The sequence below is a fragment of the Mesorhizobium sp. P3_A10 genome (assembly GCF_056403175.1).
The window spans coordinates 63,325-84,958 of record NZ_JBFUFZ010000011.1 but is presented as its reverse complement, the minus strand read 5'-3'; the positions used below and the strand labels follow the sequence as shown (position 1 = coordinate 84,958).

The 21,634-nt window shown below is 61.9% G+C and carries 24 protein-coding genes; 11 read left to right on the top strand and 13 right to left on the bottom strand.

Annotation, left to right across the window (positions count from 1 at the left end):
• Nucleotide 1: 1 nt before the first annotated feature.
• The 5 genes from AC1DXU_RS29070 to eno form a co-directional block, all read right to left on the bottom strand.
• Complete coding sequence (locus AC1DXU_RS29070) at nucleotides 2-289, bottom strand: hypothetical protein (RefSeq protein ID WP_477246750.1); 288 nt, start codon at nucleotides 287-289, stop codon at nucleotides 2-4.
• Nucleotides 290-301: 12 nt separating this feature from the next.
• Entirely contained in the window at nucleotides 302-1,681 is a 1,380-nt protein-coding gene (locus tag AC1DXU_RS29065) for a pyruvate dehydrogenase complex E1 component subunit beta (RefSeq protein WP_477374496.1), read from the bottom strand.
• Between the two features lie 15 nt (nucleotides 1,682-1,696).
• Nucleotides 1,697-2,728 (bottom strand): pyruvate dehydrogenase (acetyl-transferring) E1 component subunit alpha, encoded by a 1,032-nt coding sequence (gene pdhA, locus AC1DXU_RS29060; protein WP_477374494.1) that lies wholly within the window; start codon nucleotides 2,726-2,728, stop codon nucleotides 1,697-1,699.
• A gap of 195 nt (nucleotides 2,729-2,923) precedes the next feature.
• Nucleotides 2,924-3,247: an FtsB family cell division protein gene (locus AC1DXU_RS29055; protein ID WP_477374492.1), complete on the bottom strand. Its 324-nt coding sequence runs from the start codon at nucleotides 3,245-3,247 to the stop codon at nucleotides 2,924-2,926.
• Nucleotides 3,248-3,381: 134 nt separating this feature from the next.
• Entirely contained in the window at nucleotides 3,382-4,656 is a 1,275-nt protein-coding gene (gene eno / locus AC1DXU_RS29050; RefSeq protein ID WP_477314629.1) for a phosphopyruvate hydratase, read from the bottom strand.
• Nucleotides 4,657-4,864: 208 nt separating this feature from the next.
• Between eno and AC1DXU_RS29045 the strand changes: the two genes are divergently transcribed.
• Nucleotides 4,865-4,987: a hypothetical protein gene (locus tag AC1DXU_RS29045; protein WP_477374490.1), complete on the top strand. Its 123-nt coding sequence runs from the start codon at nucleotides 4,865-4,867 to the stop codon at nucleotides 4,985-4,987.
• 165 nt (nucleotides 4,988-5,152) lie between these two features.
• On the opposite strand, the gene AC1DXU_RS29040 is transcribed toward AC1DXU_RS29045, so the two are convergent.
• Nucleotides 5,153-5,356, bottom strand: a complete 204-nt coding sequence (locus tag AC1DXU_RS29040; protein WP_477374488.1) for a dodecin family protein — start codon at nucleotides 5,354-5,356, stop codon at nucleotides 5,153-5,155.
• On the opposite strand from AC1DXU_RS29040, the gene AC1DXU_RS29035 reads away from it, so the two are divergent.
• Nucleotides 5,328-6,182 carry a hypothetical protein gene (locus tag AC1DXU_RS29035; protein WP_477374486.1) on the top strand — a complete coding sequence of 285 codons (855 nt, stop codon included), beginning with the start codon at nucleotides 5,328-5,330 and terminating at the stop codon, nucleotides 6,180-6,182. The two genes, AC1DXU_RS29040 and AC1DXU_RS29035, sit on opposite strands and share 29 nt — an antisense overlap.
• A gap of 4 nt (nucleotides 6,183-6,186) precedes the next feature.
• Here the strand turns inward: AC1DXU_RS29035 and kdsA are convergent, their stop codons facing one another.
• Together kdsA and AC1DXU_RS29025 are read right to left on the bottom strand one after the other, a co-directional pair.
• The gene (gene kdsA, locus AC1DXU_RS29030; protein WP_477374484.1) at nucleotides 6,187-7,020 is read right to left on the bottom strand and encodes a 3-deoxy-8-phosphooctulonate synthase; all 834 of its coding nucleotides are present in this window, start codon (nucleotides 7,018-7,020) and stop codon (nucleotides 6,187-6,189) included.
• Complete coding sequence (locus AC1DXU_RS29025) at nucleotides 7,017-7,895, bottom strand: VOC family protein (protein WP_477374482.1); 879 nt, start codon at nucleotides 7,893-7,895, stop codon at nucleotides 7,017-7,019. Before AC1DXU_RS29025 ends, kdsA begins: the two co-directional genes overlap by 4 nt.
• Nucleotides 7,896-8,140: 245 nt before the next feature.
• Here AC1DXU_RS29025 and AC1DXU_RS29020 point away from each other — a divergent pair, with 245 nt between their 5' ends.
• Genes AC1DXU_RS29020 through AC1DXU_RS29005 form a run of 4 tightly spaced genes read left to right on the top strand, consistent with a single transcriptional unit; the run spans nucleotide 8,141 to nucleotide 12,369 of the window.
• The gene (locus AC1DXU_RS29020; RefSeq protein ID WP_477374480.1) at nucleotides 8,141-9,436 is read left to right on the top strand and encodes a glycosyltransferase; all 1,296 of its coding nucleotides are present in this window, start codon (nucleotides 8,141-8,143) and stop codon (nucleotides 9,434-9,436) included.
• The gene (locus tag AC1DXU_RS29015) at nucleotides 9,433-10,410 is read left to right on the top strand and encodes a hypothetical protein (RefSeq protein ID WP_477374478.1); all 978 of its coding nucleotides are present in this window, start codon (nucleotides 9,433-9,435) and stop codon (nucleotides 10,408-10,410) included. Before AC1DXU_RS29020 ends, AC1DXU_RS29015 begins: the two co-directional genes overlap by 4 nt.
• Nucleotides 10,403-11,416 (top strand): GNAT family N-acetyltransferase, encoded by a 1,014-nt coding sequence (locus tag AC1DXU_RS29010; protein ID WP_477374476.1) that lies wholly within the window; start codon nucleotides 10,403-10,405, stop codon nucleotides 11,414-11,416. The genes AC1DXU_RS29015 and AC1DXU_RS29010 overlap by 8 nt, the downstream gene beginning before the upstream one ends.
• On the top strand, nucleotides 11,413-12,369 hold the full coding sequence (locus AC1DXU_RS29005) for a glycosyltransferase family 2 protein (protein WP_477374474.1): 957 nt from the start codon (nucleotides 11,413-11,415) through the stop codon (nucleotides 12,367-12,369). The genes AC1DXU_RS29010 and AC1DXU_RS29005 overlap by 4 nt, the downstream gene beginning before the upstream one ends.
• Here AC1DXU_RS29005 and AC1DXU_RS29000 read toward each other — a convergent pair.
• Both AC1DXU_RS29000 and AC1DXU_RS28995 read right to left on the bottom strand, forming a co-directional pair.
• A complete protein-coding gene (locus AC1DXU_RS29000; RefSeq protein ID WP_477374472.1) occupies nucleotides 12,339-12,629 on the bottom strand; it encodes a Dabb family protein in 291 nt (96 codons plus the stop codon). The genes AC1DXU_RS29005 and AC1DXU_RS29000 overlap by 31 nt on opposite strands.
• A gap of 112 nt (nucleotides 12,630-12,741) precedes the next feature.
• Nucleotides 12,742-12,876, bottom strand: coding sequence for a hypothetical protein (locus tag AC1DXU_RS28995; protein ID WP_477314610.1), 135 nt, complete (start codon nucleotides 12,874-12,876; stop codon nucleotides 12,742-12,744).
• A gap of 291 nt (nucleotides 12,877-13,167) precedes the next feature.
• Here AC1DXU_RS28995 and AC1DXU_RS28990 point away from each other — a divergent pair, with 291 nt between their 5' ends.
• Both AC1DXU_RS28990 and AC1DXU_RS28985 read left to right on the top strand, forming a co-directional pair.
• Complete coding sequence (locus tag AC1DXU_RS28990; protein ID WP_477374470.1) at nucleotides 13,168-13,386, top strand: DUF1365 family protein; 219 nt, start codon at nucleotides 13,168-13,170, stop codon at nucleotides 13,384-13,386.
• A gap of 65 nt (nucleotides 13,387-13,451) precedes the next feature.
• Nucleotides 13,452-14,723: a class I SAM-dependent methyltransferase gene (locus tag AC1DXU_RS28985; protein ID WP_477314606.1), complete on the top strand. Its 1,272-nt coding sequence runs from the start codon at nucleotides 13,452-13,454 to the stop codon at nucleotides 14,721-14,723.
• An 82-nt stretch (nucleotides 14,724-14,805) separates the two neighbouring features.
• Here AC1DXU_RS28985 and AC1DXU_RS28980 read toward each other — a convergent pair whose 3' ends face one another.
• Nucleotides 14,806-16,785, bottom strand: a complete 1,980-nt coding sequence (locus tag AC1DXU_RS28980; protein ID WP_477374468.1) for a bifunctional 2',3'-cyclic-nucleotide 2'-phosphodiesterase/3'-nucleotidase — start codon at nucleotides 16,783-16,785, stop codon at nucleotides 14,806-14,808.
• A gap of 141 nt (nucleotides 16,786-16,926) precedes the next feature.
• Nucleotides 16,927-18,192, bottom strand: coding sequence for an NAD(P)/FAD-dependent oxidoreductase (locus AC1DXU_RS28975; protein ID WP_477374466.1), 1,266 nt, complete (start codon nucleotides 18,190-18,192; stop codon nucleotides 16,927-16,929).
• Between the two features lie 165 nt (nucleotides 18,193-18,357).
• On the opposite strand from AC1DXU_RS28975, the gene AC1DXU_RS28970 reads away from it, so the two are divergent.
• Entirely contained in the window at nucleotides 18,358-19,008 is a 651-nt protein-coding gene (locus AC1DXU_RS28970; protein ID WP_477374464.1) for a 5-formyltetrahydrofolate cyclo-ligase, read from the top strand.
• Between the two features lie 183 nt (nucleotides 19,009-19,191).
• Complete coding sequence (locus tag AC1DXU_RS28965) at nucleotides 19,192-19,605, top strand: hypothetical protein (RefSeq protein WP_477374462.1); 414 nt, start codon at nucleotides 19,192-19,194, stop codon at nucleotides 19,603-19,605.
• Here the strand turns inward: AC1DXU_RS28965 and AC1DXU_RS28960 are convergent.
• Complete coding sequence (locus AC1DXU_RS28960; RefSeq protein WP_127851891.1) at nucleotides 19,602-20,075, bottom strand: Lrp/AsnC family transcriptional regulator; 474 nt, start codon at nucleotides 20,073-20,075, stop codon at nucleotides 19,602-19,604. The two genes, AC1DXU_RS28965 and AC1DXU_RS28960, sit on opposite strands and share 4 nt — an antisense overlap.
• A gap of 158 nt (nucleotides 20,076-20,233) precedes the next feature.
• On the opposite strand from AC1DXU_RS28960, the gene ald reads away from it, so the two are divergent.
• On the top strand, nucleotides 20,234-21,349 hold the full coding sequence (gene ald, locus AC1DXU_RS28955) for an alanine dehydrogenase (protein ID WP_477276019.1): 1,116 nt from the start codon (nucleotides 20,234-20,236) through the stop codon (nucleotides 21,347-21,349).
• Nucleotides 21,350-21,634 lie beyond the last annotated feature (285 nt).

The following is a 21,634-nucleotide window of genomic DNA, read 5'->3' as shown; positions in this document are numbered from 1 at the left end:
CTCACTCCTGAATGAATTTGAACAGGCCGCGCATGACGGTCAGCGTGGCGACGATGAACACAGGTGGCAAGAACCCGAAATGGAAGCTGTTTTTGCTCATTTCGAGGCTCATCATGCCACCGGTCTGATCAAGTTGTGCGGAACCGGTTGCAACGATTGCCAGGACAAGCGAAGCGGCCCCGCTGAGCATCAGCAAAACCGCATCGAACTTCCCGGTCATGCGGCGCACGAAAAAGGCCACGGCGACGGTGGGGACAATAACGGCGGCCAGAACCCAGAAGGACGGCATAGGCGCTGTATCCTAGCGATACGTGACGGCTTTGACGGCCTCGACCACCTCGCCGATATTCGGCAAGGCCAGCTTTTCGAGGTTCGCTGCATAAGGCATCGGCACGTCCTTGCCGGCAATGGTGATCACCGGCGCGTCGAGGAAGTCGAAGGCGCGCTGCGACACCTGGTTGGCGATGTGGTCGCCGACCGAGCTCTGCGGATAGCCTTCTTCCACCACCACCAGGCGGTTGGTCTTCTTGACCGAGGCGATGATCGTGTCGAGATCGAGCGGACGGATGGTCCTGAGATCGATGATCTCGACGTCGATGCCCATGGCGCGCAATTCAGCTTCCGCCTTGACTGCGTAGGTCATGCCGATGCCGAACGAGACAATGGTGACGTCCTTGCCAGTCTTGTGGATGCGCGCCTTGCCGATCGGCAGCACGAAATCGTCGAGCTTCGGCACGTCGAAGGACTGACCGTAGAGGATTTCGTTCTCGAGGAAGATGACCGGGTTCGGGTCGCGGATGGCGGCCTTCAGCAGGCCCTTGGCGTCAGCCGCCGTGTAGGGCATCACCACCTTAAGACCGGGAATATGGCTGTACCAGGCGGCGTAGCACTGCGAATGCTGGGCGGCGACGCGGGCGGCCGCACCATTCGGTCCACGGAAGACGATCGGCGCGCCCATCTGGCCGCCGGACATATAGAGCGTCTTGGCGGCGGAGTTGATGATCTGGTCGATCGCCTGCATGGCGAAGTTGAAGGTCATGAATTCGACGATCGGCCTCAGACCTGCCATTGCAGCACCGACGCCAACGCCGGCAAAGCCGTGCTCGGTGATCGGCGTGTCGACGACACGCCGGGGTCCGAATTCCTGCAGCAGCCCTTGCGTGATCTTGTAGGCGCCCTGGTATTCGGCGACCTCCTCGCCCATGACGAAGACGTCACCGTCGCGGCGCATTTCCTCGGCCATCGCGTCACGCAGCGCCTCGCGCACCGTGGTCGAGACCATTTCGGTGCCGGCAGGGATATCCGGATCGGCGGCGATCTCGGTCTTCGGCGCCGCAGCGACAGGTGCCGCGGCCTCGCTCTTGGCAGCAGCAGGCGCCGCCACCTCAGGCTTGGCGGGCTCTTCGCCGATGCCTTCCCCGGCCTGGTCGGTGTCTTCGCCTTCAACCGCAAGCACGGCGATCACGGCATTGACCTTGACGCCTTCGGTGCCGGCGGGAACCACGATCTTGGCCAGCGTGCCTTCGTCGACGGCTTCGACTTCCATCGTCGCCTTGTCGGTCTCGATCTCGGCGATCACGTCGCCGGCGACGACCTTGTCGCCTTCGTTCTTCAACCACTTGGAAAGATTGCCCTCTTCCATGGTCGGCGAGAGAGCGGGCATGAGAATTTCGATCGGCATGTCCTTGCCCTCCCGTTACAATACGATGTCGGTCCAGAGCTCGGACGGATCCGGCTCTGAATCGTTCTGGGCAAATTCGGCGGCGTCGGCGACGATGTCGCGGACCTCCTTGTCGATGGTCTTGAGCTGGTCCTCGTCGGCCCACTTCTTGGCGATCAGGCGCGCCTTGACCTGTTCGATCGGATCATGGTCGGAGCGCATCTTCTGCACTTCTTCCTTAGAGCGGTATTTGGCCGGATCCGACATCGAGTGGCCGCGATAGCGATAGGTCTGCATCTCGAGGATGATCGGTCCATTGCCGGCGCGGCACCATTCGGTCGCCTGATCGCCGGCGGCTTTGACCGCACGCACATCCATGCCGTCGACCTGAATGCCGGGAATCTTGAACGAGGCGCCGCGATGCGAAAAATTCGTTTCGGCCGACGAGCGCGACACCGAAGTGCCCATGGCGTAGCGGTTGTTCTCGATGATGTAGATCACCGGCAGCTTCCACAGCGAGGCCATGTTGAAGCTTTCATAGACCTGGCCCTGGTTGGCCGCGCCATCGCCAAAATAGGTCAGCGACACATTGTTGTTGTCGCGGTAGCGGTTGGCGAAGGCCAGGCCCGTGCCGAGCGACACCTGTGCACCGACAATGCCGTGGCCGCCGTAAAAATGCTTCTCCTTGGAGAACATGTGCATGGAGCCGCCCTTGCCCCGCGACAGGCCGCCACGGCGCCCGGTCAGCTCGGCCATGACGCCGCGCGGCGACAGCTCCATCGCCAGCATGTGGCCGTGGTCGCGATAGGCGGTGATCATCTGATCGCCATCGATCAGCGCCATCTTCATGCCGGTGACGACCGCTTCCTGGCCGATATAGAGGTGGCAGAAACCGCCGATGAAGCCCATGCCATAGAGCTGGCCGGCCTTTTCCTCGAAGCGGCGGATGAGCAGCATGTGCCGGTAGGCGGCAACCTCCTCGTCCTTGCTGAAATCAGCTGGCTTGGGGGCGGAAAGACCCGAAATTTTTGTCGATTTGGCAGGCGCTTTTCTGGCGGCGGTGGCCATGCATCACTCCCTGTTGGCGTCTCTTTGTGGACACTGGAGCAAGATGAAATCTGCTCCGGGGGAGATCAGCTCTCCCCACCGATTTGTGTGAGGCTAACACGCGAGAAAGCGTTTCGCCATGCAGAAAAATGCATGGCTGTCATGCGTCTAAGCGATTAAAATCATTTGATATAACAGCGATTAACTGAAATCGAGTTATTTCGAGGAAGCCGGCAACATGATGGTGATTTCGTCGGCCTGGGACAGATTGAGCGCCTTGCGCGCCTGCTCGTCAAGCATGTCCTTCTCCAGCGTGCCCTCATGCATCAGCTGCACGCGCCGCTCCAGATCGACCCGGCGCGCCTTGATGGTGTCAAGCTTGCCTTGCAGTTCGACGGTCTGTGCTTCGAGTTGATATTTGGAATAGATGCCGAACTCACCATGATAGGCGTGGAAGCCGAAATAAGCCAGGAACGCCACGCAGAGCGACGGGATGATCAGCCGGCCGGTGTTTCTCTGCTTGTGCTGGCGTGTCCACATGATCCCAATCCTCTGCCACCCCATCTCGCCCGATTGTGCTTAATGGACGGTTACGGACTTCCGGATTTGGCGTGCCAGACACGAAAAAGGGCGGGAATGTTCCCGCCCTCGTCATTCCGGATATTTTTCCGGGATCAGCTTTTCACAACCGACTTGCCGGCATAGCGCGCCTGCTTGCCCAGTTCTTCCTCGATGCGGATGAGTTGGTTGTACTTGGCCATGCGGTCGGAGCGCGACAGCGAACCGGTCTTGATCTGCCCGCAATTGGTGGCGACTGCGAGATCGGCGATGGTCGAATCCTCGGTTTCGCCCGAGCGGTGCGACATGACGGCGGTGTAGCCGGCCTTGTGGGCGGTCTCGACGGCGTCGAGCGTCTCGGTCAGCGAGCCGATCTGGTTGACCTTGACCAGGATCGAATTGGCGACCCCCATGCGGATGCCGTCGCGCAGCCGCGCCGTATTGGTGACGAACAGATCGTCGCCGACCAGCTGCGTCTTCTTGCCGATCAGGTCGGTCAGGTACTTCCAGCCTTCCCAGTCGTCCTCGGCCAGGCCGTCTTCGATCGAGATGATCGGATAGTCGGCGGCAAGCTTGGCCAGGTACTTGGCCTGCGCCTTGGGATCGCGGCTCTTCTTCTCGCCTTCATAGACGTAATTGCCGTCCTTGAAGAACTCGGTCGCGGCGCAGTCGAGGCCGAGCGCGATGTCCTCGCCCGGCTTGAAGCCGGCCTTCTCGATCGATTCCATGATGAAGTCGAGCGCTACCGGCGCGCTCTTCAGATTGGGAGCGAAGCCGCCCTCGTCACCGACATTGGTGTTGTGGCCGGCGTCCTTCAGCTTCTTGCGCAGCGTGTGGAAGATCTCCGAGCCCCAGCGCACACCCTCGCGCAGCGTCGGCGCGCCGATCGGCATGATCATGAATTCCTGGAAATCGATCGGGTTGTCGGCATGCGCGCCGCCATTGATGATGTTCATCATCGGCACCGGCAGGATATGCGCCTTGGCGCCGCCGACATAGCGATAGAGCGGCAGTCCGGAGGCGCCCGCGGCCGCCTTGGCCACCGCCAGCGACACACCGAGAATGGCGTTGGCGCCGAGCCGGCTCTTGTTGGGCGTGCCGTCGAGCTCGATCATCGTCTGGTCGATATGGATCTGGTTTTCGGCTTCCATGCCGCCGATCGCCTCGAACAGCTCGCCATTCACGGCCTCGACGGCCCCAAGCACGCCCTTGCCGAGGTAGCGGGCGCCGCCGTCGCGAAGTTCAACGGCTTCATGGGCGCCGGTGGAGGCGCCTGACGGTACAGCTGCACGGCCCATCGAGCCGTCTTCGAGCACCACGTCGACCTCGACGGTCGGATTGCCACGGCTATCCAGGATTTCACGCCCGACAATGTCGATGATGGCGGTCATTGCGATGTCCCCGATTGATCGATTGAAAGCGTCGCGCCCCTCTTAGCCAAAGTGCTGCAAAACGCAATCGGGCACTCGCAAATATTGCCGTCACGTTTGCTCGACCGACTCACGAAGCGCAAATCGCTGTCATTATAAGTCATGCACGGCAGGCTGGTTTGTGGTCTAAGCTCGCACCTGCGCGGGGCGAAACAGGAGGAGTTTCGCCATGTCCCAGTTGAGCGGTATCGTGAGTTTGTTCCTGATCGCGACGGCGTTCCTGACGTCGTGCGACAGTCAGCAGTCGCCGCAGGGCGCCATGCAGCTATCAACCCTCCGGGCGGCTGAGTAGAGCCCCCGCACGTAAGAAAGGCCCCCGGTTTGCCGGGGGCCTTTTCGATTCCGGCTGGCGGTCGGTCAGCCGGTCAATGCCAGTAGGGCATGACCTTGTAGTAGTCGTAGGACCGACAATGAGGGGCGCAGGCGAAAGTTCCCGACTTTTTTAAGCGCTAAGCGCTCATTCGGCGAGGATGAAAGTGACCTTCATGTTGACGCGGTAAGCAGCGATCTTGCCATCCTCAACGACGATCTTCTGGTCTTGGATCCAGGCGCCTTCGACGTTTTTCAAAGTCTTCGAGGCGCGCGCAATTCCCTTCTCGATGGCGTCCTGAAAGCCTTTCTTGGATGACGACGTGATCTCGGTGACGCGGGCGACAGACATGGCTTCCTCCTGCCAAGGCGCTTATTTGCCGGGCAAGCGTACAGCCGGCCTTTGCCGACCACAAGCCGGCGGCAGCCATTGTCACGCCAACCTGTGTGGCATTAAATGGCAGTCCGGTCGTTTCATGGGGGTGGCAATGACCAAACAGCCCGATACGCCGACCATGGCAGAGCCGCCAGTCCCGGTGGCCGACGCCAATGCGGCCAACGCCTCCAGCGGCTATTTCTTTGCCGGCGCCATGGGCCTGATCGCGGTCCTGCTCCCTTGGTATTTCGAGCTGCCGCTCAACTTCAATGTTAACGACCGCGAGTTCAATCCGCTCGTCTTCGTCCCGGTCGTGTTCGCCGTCATCGGCCTTTACGCACTGCTGAAAGCGATCCGCGACACACTGCGCGTCCGCAAATTCGGCGCCACGACACTGCTTGCCGGCCCCGCCAACCCGGGAACGCGCTTCGAAGGGATGATCCGCTCGAGCCGCGACCTGGCGCCCGACGGCGACTACACCGTGCTGCTTCGATGCATCCGCACCTACCGCGTCGGTGGACCGATCGTGAATGCCACGGCCGGGACCAAATCCACCTACAAGGATGAACTCAAATGGCAGGACAAGGTGGTCGTGCTGCGCGGTTCGGTGCAATCGAGCGCCGGCATTCCTTTCGCCTTCGCCATCCCTGCCGATGCACTGCCTTCGGTGGGACCGCCGATTTTCGAGCACCAGCATGGTAATGTGCGCTGGATCCTGACCGTCACCGCACCGATGCCCGGCGTGGATTATTACGCTGTTTTCGCGGTCACCATGAGAAGGCCCGGCGAGGACGATGATTAACGGCTTAGCGAGCTTTCGCCACGCGGTCGAACGCCATCAGCCTTTCGAGCAATGCCGGAAGATCCTTGAGCGGAACCATGTTGGGGCCGTCGGAAGGGGCGTTGTCTGGGTCCTGATGGGTTTCGATGAAGACGCCGGCGACGCCGACCGCCACCGCCGCCCGCGCCAGCGTCTCGACAAAACGCCGATCGCCGCCGGTGGAACCGCCCTGCCCGCCGGGCTGCTGCACGGAATGCGTGGCATCGAAAATCACCGGCGCGCCGATCTCGGCCATGATCGGCAGCGCGCGCATGTCCGACACCAGTGTGTTGTAGCCGAAGGACGCGCCACGCTCGGTGACCAGCACATTGGCATTGCCGGAATCGGTGACCTTGGCGACGACATTCTTCATGTCCCAGGGTGCCAGGAACTGGCCCTTCTTCACATTGACCACCTTGCCGGTCCTTGCCGCGGCGATCAGCAGATCGGTCTGGCGGCTGAGAAAGGCCGGTATCTGCAGGATGTCGACATGCGGCGCGACGATTGCACACTGTTCCTCGGTGTGAACGTCGGTCAGGATCGGCAGCGAAAACGCCTGGCGCAAATCGTCGAAGACCGGCAGCGCCGCGTCAAGCCCGGCGCCGCGCGTGCCGCCAAGTGACGTGCGGTTGGCCTTGTCGTAGCTGGTTTTGTAGACAAGCCCGATGCCGAGCTTCTCGGTCAGCTCCTTCAGCGCACCGGCCATGTCGAAAGCATGCTGGCGCGATTCGAGCTGGCACGGCCCTGCGATCAGCGACAGCGGCGCGGTGTTGGCGAAGACGACCTTGCCGGCACTTACGGACGAATTGGGCTTGCTCATGCGATCTCCCGGAAAATGAAACCCGCGCCCTGTCCGGGCGCCGGCGGCACGACAATCTGATTGCCGCGTATGTCGTGTGCGATGGCGCCGGCTGCAAGCAGCTTTGCAACGACGCCGACATTGCGGACCGAGTAGACGATTGCAGCAAAGCGCAGTTTTGACGGTGCGCCGGCCGAAATGCCGAAGCGCGCCGCAAAATCTGCCGGCTCAAGCACGGTCAAGGTCGCATTCGACAGCTCAAACGCCGTGCCGCTTCCCGCCTCGGTGCCCGCTGCGATCGCAATCAAGCGGCGTTGTTGCGCAGGAGATTCGCTGACCCCCACGATTTCGACGATGCCGGTCACGCCATTGGCATGGGCTTGCAGCACCGTGCGGTCGATCTTCGGCGCATTGATCCGCTCGCAGGCGAACAGGAACGCATCCGTCGCCTTGCTGCCAGCTGCGAAGGCCAGTTTGAACGATGCCGTTTCGCTCTTTCCCGTCGTATCTATGAAGGCGCGCGAAAAGCACAGCTCGTCACCCGCCGACAGGCCCGCCTCGACAAAGCGCGCGTGATCCGCGTCGGCATTGCCGGTCCCCAGAACTACGGCGGAAAACCCCTCATCGCCTAAAGTCTCGCGATAGAGACGATCGCGGGTGACAAAGACGTTACCCTCGGCAATGGCGTTCGCCGCTGCCGGTTCATTGCCGACCGCGAGCGGTTCGAGATAGGTGCCATCGGCGAGGAAAACACAGCAGTTTTCCGTCCCGAAAGGGTGGACGCCGGTCGGTGCAACGACGAAGCCGAGCGAGGTGAGCCGGGCTCGAGCCACATCGAGGCTCTGCGTAGGCAGCACCAGATGATCGAGCGGGCCGGCAGCTATGGTTCGTATCATGCAGGCGCGATGTGCATCATTCCGCAAATCGGTTCAAGACTTGATCGCAATCCCTGCCGCCGGCGACAGCGCAACTACACCCAGAAATGGTCCCGATTTTCCCTTCTGCCGCCAAGCGATTTGACGTAGGGCATCCCCCGCGCGGGGGATGCCCCGAATTTCGCGTTGGATGAATGTCGTCAAAGTTGCGATTCGATTTCGAGCCGCGACCACTGCCCTTTATACCGGCTGGAACAGAGCAACTGATGACGGGCAGCGGCATGCTCAGGGTTTTGCGGATCACACCGCATTTCTATCGGCCGGGCATCTGGCCTGCCGCGTTCGACCCGGTTGGTGGATTGCAGAACCAGACCTGGACCATCGCCGAAGGCATGGACAAGGCCGGCGCAGTGCAGACCGTGCTCACGACCTATATCCCGGGCAGCCCCAGACACGCGCAGCTCTCCCCTCGCTTGCGCGTCAAATGCGCCGGCTTCTGGTTGCCCAAGTTCGCGGCCGGTCCCTTGCTCTGCTTCACATGGTTTCTGGCGGCACTGCCCGAGCTTTTTCGCGCCCGCGGCCGCTATGATATCGTCCATATCCACTTCAACCATTCCATCTGGTGCAGGGCTATCGCCATTGTCGTCAGCATGCTCAAAATACCGCTGGTCGTCTCGATGAACACGCCGCTGTGGTCCGGGTTGCAGGAAGCACTGCGGCTCAAGGGCAAGCCCTATGACCTTACCCGTTGGCTGGAACGGGCAGCCTTGCAGTCGGCCGACCGGGTCGTCGCGCTGACCGAACGATATGGCAGGAACGCGGCCACCGAGATGGGACTTGATCGTGGTCAGGTGACGGTGATTGCCGATGCGGTCGACGCAGACGCCTTTCGGCACCCGATCGCGCCTGAGGTGCTGCAAGCGTTTCGCGCCGAACATGGCATTCCGGCCGGACGACCCATCGTCAGTTTCATCGGCCGCATCAGCGCGGAAAAGGGCTGGCAGGATTTGCCGGCCCTCGTCGAGCGCCTGTCCGCAAAAGGCACCTTCCTGCTGATCTGCGGCGACGGACCCGACCGGCGCAAACTGGAAAAGGTACTCGCGGCGATTTCGCGGCCCGGCTGGTGGACCATAACCGGCTTTGTCTCGCCGGCCGAGGTGAAGAAGGCGCTCGGAATCTCCGATGTCATGGTCTTGCCGTCGCGACGCGAAGTGTTGGGCAGTGTCCTGCTCGAAGCGATGGCCGCAGGAGTTCCCGCCGTAGCCTATGCCGTCGGCGGTGTCGTCGACGTTGCCGGTAGCCCTGAGGCGTTGGCGCTGGTGCCCGAAGCACGGCGGCAAGACATGATTGACCGCACGCTTAAACTCCTTGCCGACAGCGAGGCGCGGCGTGTCCTGGTCGAGCGGGGACAGCAACGGGCAAGGGATTTCTCGCTGCGTTCGGCGGTTGCCCTCAACCTAGACCTCTACGCTTCCATTCTTTCGGGTTCAGAAAGCCAATCACCAAGCCGGGCCAAGGCACTGGCGCTGCAGGAGGGCGGCGGTTCGCCGGACGCTGCTTGATCAATTTCGTCACCACGCGCAGCCACGCCTACACGGTCCGCCATCTGGTCCGTCAGTTGCGCGACGCGCGCTCATGGAGCTACGAACGCCTGTTCCGGCAGAAGGAGTTGCGCTCCGGCACATGGGTGTTCACCGATCACGAGCGGCTGTCGAATTTCGAGATCGCGCTGGCCGCCAGGGTCGCCAACAAACTCGAGCAAGGCGGGGCCCGCGTGCTCAACCACCCGGCCCGTGTGCGCAGCCGCTATGACCTGCTGAAAGCCTTGAAGCAGGCCGGGATCAATCGTTTCTCGGCATGGCGCTGCGAAAACCAGCCGCAGCCGGACTCCTTCCCGGTTTTCATCCGCAATGAGTTCGACCACATCTCCTCCGATTTCGAGTTGATTGCCGACCAGCAGGCGCTCGATGCAACGATCGGCCGAATGAAGGCAAACGGCATCCCGCTGGCCGGCAAGCTGGTCATCGAATATGCCGGCCAGGAGGTCAGCCCCGGCGTCTGGCAGCGTTTCGCCACCTATCGTGCCGGCTACCGCCTGATCGCGCATCACAACGTCGTCGACTTCCGCTGGGTGGCCAAGGACGTGCAGGATGAACAGCGTGTGCTCGACCATCCGATGTTTGCCACCTTCGTCGAGAATGAGCGCCGCTTCGTCGTCGACAATCTCTATGAGGGTGTGCTGCGGCAAGCTTACGATCTTGCCGGCATCGACTATGGCCGCGCCGACTTTTCACTGGTCGACGGGCGTCCGCAGATTTTCGAGATCAACACCAACCCGGCCCACGCCTCGCACAGAACGCTCTATCGCGAGACATTCCCCGCCAGGGTCGAGACGCAGCGGTTGAGTGAAGACCGGCTGTATGGGGCGTTGCGCGCCATCGCAATGCCGACCGGCCGCCGCATCGTGCTTGACGATCCCGCACTTCTGCCGCAGCAAGTGTTCAGGCGGCTTTTCCTAGGGCTGAAGCGTGCTTGATCTTGTCAGGCGAGAGATAGACGCAGCGCATGGGCCGATCGCTCTCAATGCGACCGACCGCTTCGATTTCGGCTCAAGCGAATTCCACCGGCTTTTCAGCGACGCACGAGCGACTGCCTTCCAGCGTCCGGACTGGCTGCTCGCCTTCTATCGTCACATCGCGCCTGCGCACAACGCCGAGCCGCTGGTGGTGACGGGCCGCGACACGGACGGCCAACTCCGCATGGTCGTGCCACTGGTTCGGCGCAAGATGGAAGAGGGATTGGACAGGATCGAATATGCCTTTCTCGGCGTCACCGACTATGCTTGCCCGGTTGTCGCCGACGGCACCGACCTTGGCGGTGAAACCGCGCGGCGTTTTCGTGACATCCTTGGTCCCCATGCCGGGCTGAACATAGGCCCGGTTCATCATGACCATTTGCAGCAGTGGCGCTCATTGCTGGGGAGCGAGCCCCAGGCGCTCGGCTTCGGTGCCCATGCGGTCGGCTACGGCTTTCCCTATCCCGAATGGCGACGCACCAATCTACGCGCCCGCCATGCGGCAGAGCTTGACGGCAAGGCGCGCAAGCTGGCTGAGGCAGGCGGGCTTTGGCTGGAACTGGTGGAACCGGACGATGTGCGTGACGTCATGATTGCCGCCCGTGATTTCCGCGCCGGGCGTTTTCCGGACGATCCGCTGCAGACGGCACATGGCCTGCAATTTTACATCGACGTCGCCACCAACGGAGCGCGTTGCGGGCTGGCGCGAACCTGGCGCCTCGCGTCCCGCAATGGCACCGTTGCCATCGTCTTCGGCCTGATCGACGGCGCGCGCTTCTACTACATTTTGCTCGCCTGCGACTACGCCGCCTATGCCCGATTTTCGCCAGGCCGCGTCGCGCTCGACCGTGTCATGGCGGCCTGGGCCGCCGATGGCGGCACGATGTTCGACTTCACCATCGGCGACGAGGCGTTCAAAGCAGGCTTTGGCTGTACCCGCACAAACATGTATGAGTTTGCCCTGTGACAGTCTTGCCAACCTCCTTTCCAGCCGCACAAGAGGGCTTCCCGGGCCCCAGGCTTGCCGTCGTGGTTCCGGCGAGGGATCGGCGGGAAAGCCTGCCCCGCACGCTGGCATCGGTTCTGTCCATTTCAAGGACGGACATCGAACTGATCGTTGTCGACGACGGTTCGCTGGATGACACCGAAAGCTATCTGGCTTCGCTCGACGATCCGCGCCTGGCCTGGCGCCGCCTGTCGGCACCGGGCGGCGCCAACCGGGCGCGCAACCAAGGGGCTGCATTGAGCAGCGCGCCGCTCATTGCCTTTCTCGATTCCGACGATGCCTTCTGCCCCGGACGCATCGACAGGCTGATCGCCTTCTTCGATGCAAATCCCGACATCGCCTGCACCATCGACGGCTTCAGTGATGTTGCGAAGGAGTATCGACGCCTGCACAAAATGCCCGGCCGCACACCCGAAGGAGAAAGGCTGCGGCAGCTCTTGTTCTGCCATTGTGTTCCCCTGACCAACTCGACCGTCACCGTTCGCCGGACCGCTTTTGCGTCGGTCGGCGGATACGATCCGGATCTCAATCGCCACCAGGACCGCGAGTTTCTGATAAGGCTGAGCAGGCAGCATCGCATCGCCTTCGGCAATGCGGCCGACGTCATCAAGTATCGGGAAGCCAACTCGATATCACACGCTCATGCCGGCTACATCGAAGGACTGGATGATTTTGTTGCTCGCTGCCCGGACTATCAGGCACCCGGCTACCGCTCCATTCTCAGCTACCTTACGGTTCGCGGCGTCGTGAAGGCGGTGGCTCAGGGGCATTTCGGCACCGCCCTGGCGGAAATGAAAGCCTGGCGCAAAGCTGGCAACCTGCCCGGAGGATTTGGGGTGCTGCCCGGCTATTTCGCCGGGCGCCGGCAGAGGCAGGCGCTCAGTCAGGCCGCCGACACGACATCGGCCGAGTAGCGCAATTCGCGCAATGGTTTGACCTTGCTGGTCGTCTCGGCATAGAGCGGGTGGGCCTTGTAGGCGGCAAGAGCCGCGTCATCCCTGAACTCGGCATAGACAACCACGTCGATCGCGTCTGAAAGCGGATCGACTTTGGTGTTGAGCGTCACTTCGAAGAGGCTGGAATGCGGGATGCTGCCCAGCGCCAGCAAGCCCGTGCGCACGGCTTCGACATCCTCTGTGCGTCGCGCGCTGAAGAAAACAATGTGCCGGATCAAGCCAGCCTCCTCGATCGGTTTTGCCACGTCTTTTGTGTCAGCAAGACCGTCGCGTCAACCAGCAACGATGTCGCGCCCGGCGGCCTTCAGAGGGGTCTTCTGGATGGAAAAATTAGACCACGCCGGTGACATAGCGCACGACGCGCGACATCTCCCTGACCGTCGTGTCGAGATAGTGGCCCTGATTGTAGAGGCCGTCCCAGATCAGGAAGAAGGTGATGGCGACGATGACGATAACATAACGCATGGCTAAAACTATCGCATGGAGCCGGCGGCAACCATAGCGATTTTGACGCCGGCCGGCACCTTCCTCTGAAATCCGTTTCGTTGGCTTCAAGTCGGCTTGCGAAACACTGAGAGACATTTTTGTCGCGTGGCGCCGTGAAACTCAGCGCCGATTGCCCGTCCAGCTGGCGCGCACCAAGGTCTTCCACGTCTCGACGTTCATCGACATGGGCGCGCTGCCACTTCCACATCATGCCGCCGGGAAAGGTGGTGCGCCCGCGCATTCTCGAGACGGAAAGCGGCGAAGCGCTGCTTGTCAGCCACCTTTGCCGGCCAGGCCCAACCGCTTGGCACAGCCCGGCTCGCTGCTTGCCTCTTGAAGTTCCCGTTAATGACGTGGAAGATTGTCGCGGGAATTCACTGGGAAGCGCTGAAGCTCTGGTTAAAGGGCGCGCGTTTTCGTTCGAGCCCGCCCGCTCCCGAACCGGCCAGCACCCGGGATCAGGCAGCGGCGGCCGAACCTGGCGAATGAACTGCGAGAGGGTGTGGGAGCCGGAGGATTTTTGTGCCGGTCCCGCAGAAGTGCAGGGACGTGAAATGGCATACAAGGAACACAAGGGCGCAGCATCGGCCGGCATGGTGTTGAGCGATGCGGTCAAGCTCGACGAATTCAATTTCGCCGAGATCGTCAAAGGCCTGCCGGCCAAGGCGCGCATGGTGCTGTCGGCGGCGATGAACCTGCCACGCGGTTCGCTGAAGGTGAGAATGCCTGACGGTCGCGCCGTTCTCGTCGGCGGCAAGGGTCCCGGTCCCGACGCCGAACTGGTGCTCAAGAACTGGCGCTTGCCCGGCCGGGCCTTCACCGGCGGCACCATCGGCGTTGCCGAATCCTACATGGACGGCGACTGGGAAAGCCCTGACGTCACCAGTTTCCTGGAACTGTTCGTCATCAACTCGGCCATCGGCGAACGTGTCGCCGGCGGCGCCAGCTGGCTCATCAACACCGTCCAGCGCATCCGCCACTGGTTCAATGAAAACACCCGCACCGGCTCGCAACGCAACATCTCGGCGCACTACGATCTTGGCAACGCCTTCTACAAGGAATGGCTCGATCCGAGCATGACCTATTCGTCGGCGCTCTATGCGACCGGCGCCAATGATCTGGAAAGCGCCCAGGCTGCCAAATATCGCGCACTGGCCAAGGACACCGGCATTGGCAAAAAGGACCATGTGCTGGAGATCGGCTGCGGGTGGGGCGGCTTTGCCGAATTTGCCGCGCGCGAAATCGGCTGCCGCGTCACCGGATTGACGATCAGCCGCGAGCAGCACGATTTCGCCAAGGCCCGCATCCAGAAGGCAGGCCTTGCCGACAAGGTCGACATCAAGCTGCAGGACTATCGCGACGAGACCGGCACCTATGACCGCATCGCCTCGATCGAGATGTTCGAGGCGGTCGGCGAAAAATACTGGCCGGTGTTCTTCGCCAAGATGAAGGCCTGTCTGAAGCCCGGCGGCACTGCCGGCCTGCAGATCATCACCATCAACGAAGCTGCCTACGACACCTATCGCGCCCGGCCCGATTTCATCCAGCGCTATGTTTTCCCCGGCGGCATGCTGCCGACGCCGTCGATCCTGAAATCGCTCGGCGCCGACCACGGCCTTGCCCATCTGCGCGAGCGCGTGTTCCCTGACGACTATGCGCGCACACTCGCCGAATGGCGTCAGCGCTTCTGGGCGTCATGGGAAAAGATCGTTCCGCTCGGTTTCGACGACCGCTTCAAGAAACTCTGGGAATTCTACCTGCACTATTGCGAAGCCGGCTTTAGGGCCAGCTACATCGATGTCCGTCAGGTGGTCTACAAGGCGTAGGGGCGGCCTCAACGAAATCCCGGCAGGCGGCCTGCGCCGCCTTGCCCTTCTGCCCATTGCGCGACGTCTCGCGAACCGATTTTCAGAGGATGATGCGGTATTTCGCAAACCCCGCTTCGCCCTCGCCCGCCGGTTCGATCTTCAGCGACGTCACCTCAGCAATGAAATCCTTGGCCTCGGCGCCGGTCTCGAACACGACGCTGGTTCCAGGCAATGGCGCAAACGACCAATTGCCATCCGCCGACGGATTGATCGTGCCCTCGCTGATAATGTAGCGAACGATCACATCGCGGTTGGTGTCGGGCGCCTCATAGATGATCTTCGAGGCATTGATATCAGGGAAATTGCCGCCGCCTCCGGCGCGGTAATTGTTGGTGGCGACGACAAATTTCCCCGCGGGATCAATTGGTTTACCGTCGAACATCAGGTCGACGATGCGGTTTGAGTCGGCATTCGCCAACCCGCCCTTGGCATCGTATTTGGGCGGCTTCGACAGGTCGATCCTGTAGCTGACGCCGTCGATGACGTCGAAATTGTAGGACGGGAAATCGGAGTTGATGAGCGCCTGGTCGGCTTTCCCCGCCTCGATTCTGTTGAAGATGCCAGCCGACATTTCCAGCCATTCCTTGACCTGCGCGCCGGTGATTTCGACGGCACGCACCGTGTTCGGATAGAGATAGAGGTCGGCGACATTTTTGATCGCAATATCGCCGACCGGCACGTCGGTATAATAGTCGGCGCCGTTGCGCCCGCCCGCCTTGAAGGGCGCCGCCGCCGACAGCAGCGGCACGTCCTTCCACTGCGTGTTTTTGAGGATATCCTTGAGATACCAGGTCTGCGCCTGGCTCACGATCTGCACCGACGGATCGTCGGCGACCAGCGCAAAATAGGAATAGAGCGGCGCCGAAGTCTTGCCGACGGGACGGCGCACATAGGCGAGCGTCGCCTCATGGTCTTCCTTCAGCGCCTCGACGATGCGCTGGTCGTCCTCGACCGTCGGCTTGTTCGCCTTGTCGACCCGCTCGTAAATCGGCCGCGCCTCGGAGGTTGCCGAAACGACCTTCCATTTCGACCCGTCGCGCTCCAGCATCAGGTCGATCAGGCCCATATGCGAGCCCCAGAAGCCGCCCATGACGGCAGGCTTGCCTTGCAGCGTGCCCTTTTGCGTGTCGACGGCCTCAAGCGACTGAAAGTCCTTCTTGCCGGGGAAGACCAGATGCTGGTGACCGGTAAAGACCGCGTCGATACCCTCGACGCCGGCGACGAAGAACGAGGCGTTCTCCATCATGTCGCCCTGCTTGATGTCGATGCCGGAATGCGAGAGTGCAATGACGATGTCGGCGCCCGCCTCCTTCATCTCAGGCACCCAGGCCTTGGCCGCCTCGACGATGTCGCGCGTCCTGACGTTGCCTTCGAGATTCTTCAAGTCCCAGACCATGATTTGCGGCGGCACGAAGCCGATGATGCCTATCTTGATCGGCTGCTCGGCGCCCGACCCGTCCTTGATCTTCTTCTCCAGGATGACATACGGCTTGAGGTAAAGCTTGTCGTCGCGCGGGTTGGCGGCAAGCTCGGTGCCTCGGATCAAATTGGCGCAGACGAAGGGGAAATTGGCACCGGCCAGCACTTTGTCCAGGAACGACAGGCCGTAGTTGAACTCATGGTTGCCGAGCGTCGAGCATTCATAGCCGAGCAGGTTCATGCCCTTCATGATCGGATGCAGGTCGCCCTCTTTCATCCCCTTCTCATAGGCGATGTAGTCACCCATCGGGTTGCCTTGCAGAAGGTCGCCATTGTCGATCAGCATGGCGTTGGTGGCTTCCTTGCGCACCGCTGCGATCAGCGACGCCGTCCGCGACAGCCCCATCGTGTCGTTTGGTTTGTCGGCGTAATAATCGTAGGGCAGCACATTCACATGGATGTCGGTGGTTTCCATGATCCTCAGATGCGCCTGGTTGGCTTGCGCGCGAGCGGAGAACGGATGGAGCATGATCAGTGCGCCTGCGGCGGTGGCGCCGGCGAGAAAGCCACGGCGGGAGACGGGGTGGAGCAGTTGGGGCATTGTTTTTTCCTACTTCGACAAAGTGACAAGCCCAGACCCCGAAGCAGAAACTTCGCGCCGAAATCCGGCCATGTCCACCGGGAAGTCAATCGATCAGGAAAAGGTGACGGGCGGATGAAACATCCTCACCGGAACGAAAAGTCAGCCCTTGTCGTCATCGCCTTGGGTGATCAGCCGCGCGCTGCGCTGACCCGTCAGGTAGATCCATAGCCAGCTTAACGAGACCGCAAGCCGGTTGCGAAAGCCGATCAGGAAGTAGATGTGCGCAATTCCCCACAGCCACCAGGCGAGCCACCCGGTGAGCTTGATCCAGCCGAAATCGATGGCGGCGGTGCGCTTGCCGATCGTCGCCAGATCGCCGGCGTGTTTGTAGTGGAAAGGACGCGCGGTCCTGTCACCGTTAAGCCGGGCCTTGACGGTAGCCGCAACATGTCGGCCCTCCTGCTTGGCGGAAGGCGCCACGCCGGGGACCGGCCGTCCGTCGGGCCGCAGCACAAGGGCGGCGTCGCCGATGACAAAAATCTCGGGGCTGCCGGGCACGCTGAGGTCAGGCTCGACGAGCACCCTGCCCGCCCGGTCTGCCTTCGCTCCAAGCCATTCGGCGGCGGGCGAAGCGGCAACGCCGGCTGCCCAGAGGATCGTTCGGGCCGCCAGTTGCTTGTCGCCAAACACAACACCTTCGGCGTCGCAGCGCGTCACGGCCCGGCCGAGCTCGATCGTCACGCCCAGCCGCTCGAGCGCCTTCCCAGCGTAAACGGAGAGTTTTGGCGCGAAATTGGCAAGGATGCGATCCCCGGCCTCGATCAACACCACACGCGTTTGCCGCGTATCGATGTTGCGGAACTCGCCGCGCAGCGTGTCATGCGCCAGTTCGATGATGGTGCCGGCAAGCTCCACACCGGTCGGCCCGCCGCCGACAATCGCAATGGTCAGAAGCGCCTGGCGTTTGGCAGGATCGGTTTCGCGCTCGGCCTGCTCGAACGCCAGCAGAATGCGCCGCCGAATGGTGGTGGCGTCCTCCAGCGTTTTTAGCCCCGGCGCAAAAGGCTCCCATTCGTCGTGGCCGAAATAGGCGTGACGCGCGCCGGTGGCCAGCACCAGCGTGTCATAGCCGACGGCACTGCCATCATCGAACAGCACGCGTTTGCCGGCGCGGTCGACGCCGGTGACATTGGCGAGCAGCGTCGTCACGTCCTTGCGCTTGCGAAGGAGCTGGCGCACCGGCCAGGCAACCTCCGACGTGGCCAGCGCCGTGGTCGCCACCTGGTAGAGCAGCGGCTGGAACAGATGATGGTTGCGCTTGTCGATCATGGTGATGCGCACCGGCGCGCCGGCCAGCGCGCGGGTGAATTCGAGACCGCCGAAACCCGCGCCGACAACGACGATATGATGACTGGCTTCGTTCATCTCATCCACCCTGATCTATCGAGTTGGATGTAGGTATTTTTGTGCACCGCAACAATGTCCCGTCCTGGCAATTGCCCGGGAGTCGCCGCTCGATGTCGTGAATGCACATGTCGCACACCATGGCCGGGTATAGCCTCGACCGAAACAGCATGCCGAGGGTGAAGCATGGCGAACAATCATGACGACGAAGGTCCGGCGCGGTACGCTTCGCCGCCTTGCTTCATGCATGAACTCGATCCGGAGTTTCGTGCGCCCTTGAGTGACTGGACCGACGTAAAACGCTGGCGCAAGGCCGAGCGCGAGCGGCTGATCGCGGCCCGTCTCGCCGTTGCCGCCGACGCGCGGGCAGCGATGTCGCAGCGCATCGCCGAAGGTCTCGACACTGTCATCGGCGAGATCGCCGGCCGCATGGTCAGCCTCTACTGGCCGTTTCGCGGCGAACCGGATTTACGGCCCTGGATGGCGTCCATCAACGAACGTGGCGGCCGCACCGCCCTGCCCGTCGTCATCGAGAAAGGCCAACCGCTGGTCTTTCGCGCCTACGTGCCTGGCGACCGTTTGGAAAAGGGCGTCTGGAACATCCCGATCCCGGCGGAAGGCGACCCGGTGCTGCCCGACATCGTCATCTCGCCGATCGTCGGCATCGATCCCAGCCATTACCGCCTGGGTTACGGCGGCGGCTTCTTCGACCGCACGCTGGCGGCGATGCCGTTCAAGCCGCTGGTCATCGGCGTCGGCTACGAACTGCAGCGCATCGCCACCATTTACCCGCAGCCGCATGACATCCCGATGGATCGGCTGGTGACCGAGGCCTAGGAGCCCGTTTGGAAACGAGACCGGCTGGATTTCTGTTTCGCCATGACAAAAATCCGACTTGGTCGCCAAATAACATGATCTTCAAGGAGACCATGCCGCGGCGGACCGTTTCGACATGCGCTCTGGGCGGATCCAACAGCGTCCAGTCGCTCCTGGATTGATTGCATCGCAACGGGTGACAAGATGATCGGACGAATTATGGCGGCGGCCATCGCAATTGCGTTTTCCTGTTCGCCTTCGCTTGCGCAACCAAAGCATCGTTTGCCCAGCGGTTATAAATGGGGCCGCTGCCTGCTTGTTGTTGACGGCCAAACTCGCATATCCGGAAGATGCTCCTATCAAATCGAGCAGGGCGGCGATTTCAATATCCAAGGGCCCCGGCAGGTTTTTGCAGGGATCGACTATCCCGATACGCATAGTGGCGCTGGTGAAATGTCCGAAGATTACTGGGCGGTTGTCTACAAGGACGAGGATGTCTGGGCGGGCTATGGGAACTCGGACATTCGCGCGACACACGGTGATGAACGCTGGGAAGAACTTCGCCGCGAAGGCGCGTGCTATATTGGGAAAGACGTCCGCGTGTGCCTTTGGCGCTAAGCCAGTTCCGGCTTCATCCCCATCGCCGTGCGGTCGACAATCTCGCGCAAGGCGAATGACGAGTTGATCTTCGTCACATGCGGCATCGCCGACAGCCATTCCTTGTGGATGCGCTCGTAATCGACGAGATCCTTTGCCGCGATGCGCAGGATATAGTCGTATTCGCCCGACATCAGATGGCAGGACAGCACGTTCGGGCAGCGTTTAATCGCCGCCTCGAAATCCGACAGCGTCTTCTCGAACTGTCCCGACAGCGATATATGCACGATCGCCGTCATCTGGTGGCCAAGGGCGGCATTGGAAAGCCGGGCGTGGTAACCGCGAATGGTTCCGGATTTCTCCAGATTGTCGAGCCGCCGCGAACAGGCCGACTGCGACAGGCCGACCTTCTCGGCGAGCGCTGCATTGGGGATCCGTCCATCCTTCTGCAAAGTCTCGAGAATAGCGATATCAATCCTGTCGAGTGGCATTTTTCGTGATTCCTGCGACTATTCGGCTATTTCGCGCAACGATTATCGAAAACGCCCCTCTCACGCAAGCGCATTCGCAAGCACTTTCGGAACGATTCGTGGTTCACTGCCTTTAGACAGGGAACGAGCCCAAAAGGGCCGGATCAGGAGATAAAAAGATGCGCGTCGGCTGCCCCCGGGAAATCAAGAACCACGAATACCGCGTTGGCCTCACACCAGGCTCGGTTCGCGAATATGTCGCTCACGGCCATGAAGTGCTGGTCGAGACCGGCGCCGGCGCCGGCATCGGCGCCGATGACAACGCCTACCGCGCCGCCGGCGCCACCATCGCCAAGACCGCCGCCGACGTGTTTGCCAAGTCCGACATGATCGTCAAGGTCAAGGAGCCGCAGCCCAACGAATGGGTGCAACTGCGTGACGGCCAGATCCTCTACACCTATCTCCATCTCGCTCCGGATCCGGAGCAGACCAAGGGCCTGCTAGCCTCCGGCGTCACGGCAATCGCCTACGAAACCGTCACCGACGATCGCGGCGGTCTGCCGCTGCTGGCGCCGATGTCGGAAGTCGCCGGCCGCCTGTCGATCCAGGCCGGCGCCACCGCGCTGCAGAAGGCCAATGGCGGCCGTGGCGTATTGCTCGGCGGCGTGCCCGGCGTGCTGCCCGGTAAGGTCACCGTGCTCGGCGGCGGCGTCGTTGGCTTGCATGCCGCCAGAATGGCGGCCGGCCTTGGCGCCGACGTCACCATCATCGACCGCTCGATCCCGCGCCTGCGCCAGCTCGACGACCTCTTCGCCGGCCGCGTGCACACCCGCTACTCCACCGTCGAGGCGCTCGAGGAAGAGTGCTTTTCGGCCGACATCATCGTCGGCGCCGTGCTGATCCCGGGTGCTGCCGCGCCGAAACTCGTTTCGCGCGAAATGCTGTCCGGCATGAAGAAGGGCGCGGTGCTGGTCGACGTCGCCATCGACCAGGGTGGGTGCTTCGAGACCTCGCATGCCACCACCCATGCCGATCCGACCTACGAAGTCGACGGTGTTATCCACTACTGCGTCGCCAACATGCCGGGCGCTGTGCCGGTCACCTCGGCGCATGCGCTCAACAACGCAACGTTGCATTACGGCCTGCAGCTCGCCGACAAGGGCCTGAAGGCGATGATCGACGATCATCACCTGCGCAACGGTCTCAACGTACACAGGGGCAAGATCACCAATCGCGCTGTCGCCGAAGCACTCGGCTACGAACTGGTCGAGCCCAAGGCGGTCCTGGCCGCCTGATTTCAGCAAACAAGAGTTTCCTCCTGTCTCGCCCGCCGGTTCGCTCCGGCGGGCCTTTTCTTGGCGCGGCAAGATCACGGACAACAAAAAAGCGGAGCCAAAGCCCCGCTTCCTAGGTCATCGAGATTTCCCGCCGGTTCATCCGCGGTCGGCAAATCGATCGACAGTCACTGTCTAACGCGACAATACGACGGCAGTACGACAGTCGTCACCGACTTCGGTGCTCTTCACCAATACTTTCGCGCGACCGGCTGACCGACGCCCGAGCGAGTGTGAGCGACTTCA

Excerpts from the sequence above, each read along its gene's own strand:
- AC1DXU_RS29070 (WP_477246750.1), bottom strand. The coding sequence starts at position 289 with ATGCCGTCCTTCTGGGTTCTGGCCGCCGTTATTGTCCCCACCGTCGCC.
- AC1DXU_RS29065 (WP_477374496.1), bottom strand. The coding sequence starts at position 1,681 with ATGCCGATCGAAATTCTCATGCCCGCTCTCTCGCCGACCATGGAAGAG.
- pdhA (WP_477374494.1), bottom strand. The coding sequence starts at position 2,728 with ATGGCCACCGCCGCCAGAAAAGCGCCTGCCAAATCGACAAAAATTTCG.
- AC1DXU_RS29055 (WP_477374492.1), bottom strand. The coding sequence starts at position 3,247 with ATGTGGACACGCCAGCACAAGCAGAGAAACACCGGCCGGCTGATCATC.
- eno (WP_477314629.1), bottom strand. The coding sequence starts at position 4,656 with ATGACCGCCATCATCGACATTGTCGGGCGTGAAATCCTGGATAGCCGT.
- AC1DXU_RS29045 (WP_477374490.1), top strand. The coding sequence starts at position 4,865 with ATGTCCCAGTTGAGCGGTATCGTGAGTTTGTTCCTGATCGCGACGGCG.
- AC1DXU_RS29040 (WP_477374488.1), bottom strand. The coding sequence starts at position 5,356 with ATGTCTGTCGCCCGCGTCACCGAGATCACGTCGTCATCCAAGAAAGGC.
- kdsA (WP_477374484.1), bottom strand. The coding sequence starts at position 7,020 with ATGAGCAAGCCCAATTCGTCCGTAAGTGCCGGCAAGGTCGTCTTCGCC.
- AC1DXU_RS29025 (WP_477374482.1), bottom strand. The coding sequence starts at position 7,895 with ATGATACGAACCATAGCTGCCGGCCCGCTCGATCATCTGGTGCTGCCT.
- AC1DXU_RS29020 (WP_477374480.1), top strand. The coding sequence starts at position 8,141 with ATGACGGGCAGCGGCATGCTCAGGGTTTTGCGGATCACACCGCATTTC.
- AC1DXU_RS28995 (WP_477314610.1), bottom strand. The coding sequence starts at position 12,876 with ATGCGTTATGTTATCGTCATCGTCGCCATCACCTTCTTCCTGATCTGG.
- AC1DXU_RS28985 (WP_477314606.1), top strand. The coding sequence starts at position 13,452 with ATGGCATACAAGGAACACAAGGGCGCAGCATCGGCCGGCATGGTGTTG.
- AC1DXU_RS28980 (WP_477374468.1), bottom strand. The coding sequence starts at position 16,785 with ATGCCCCAACTGCTCCACCCCGTCTCCCGCCGTGGCTTTCTCGCCGGC.
- AC1DXU_RS28975 (WP_477374466.1), bottom strand. The coding sequence starts at position 18,192 with ATGAACGAAGCCAGTCATCATATCGTCGTTGTCGGCGCGGGTTTCGGC.
- AC1DXU_RS28970 (WP_477374464.1), top strand. The coding sequence starts at position 18,358 with ATGGCGAACAATCATGACGACGAAGGTCCGGCGCGGTACGCTTCGCCG.
- AC1DXU_RS28965 (WP_477374462.1), top strand. The coding sequence starts at position 19,192 with ATGATCGGACGAATTATGGCGGCGGCCATCGCAATTGCGTTTTCCTGT.
- AC1DXU_RS28960 (WP_127851891.1), bottom strand. The coding sequence starts at position 20,075 with ATGCCACTCGACAGGATTGATATCGCTATTCTCGAGACTTTGCAGAAG.
- ald (WP_477276019.1), top strand. The coding sequence starts at position 20,234 with ATGCGCGTCGGCTGCCCCCGGGAAATCAAGAACCACGAATACCGCGTT.